This window comes from Micromonospora sp. SL1-18 (assembly GCF_047921505.1).
GTDB lineage: Bacteria > Actinomycetota > Actinomycetes > Mycobacteriales > Micromonosporaceae > Micromonospora.
The window spans coordinates 1-217 of record NZ_JBLROA010000298.1 but is presented as its reverse complement, the minus strand read 5'-3'; the positions used below and the strand labels follow the sequence as shown (position 1 = coordinate 217).

The following is a 217-nucleotide window of genomic DNA, read 5'->3' as shown; positions in this document are numbered from 1 at the left end:
TGAGGGCAAGCGGGTGGGGATGCCGCGGCGGAAGTCGAAGCACAAGGCTCGGCTGGCGTGCCGGTTCACCACCGGCGCCATCCGGGTGGAGGCGGACCGGCGGCACGTCACGCTGCCACGGCTCGGGATGATCCGTACCCACGAGTCCACCCGCAAGCTGGAACGCCGTATCGGCAACGGCACCGCCCGTATCTTGTCGGCCACGGTCAGGTTCGAT

At 69.1% G+C, this 217-nt stretch carries 1 pseudogene; it reads left to right on the top strand.

Annotated features, from left to right (window positions below):
• Nucleotides 1-19: 19 nt before the first annotated feature.
• A pseudogene (locus ACNAW0_RS31020) lies at nt 20-217 on the top strand (IS607 family element RNA-guided endonuclease TnpB); the annotation flags it as partial.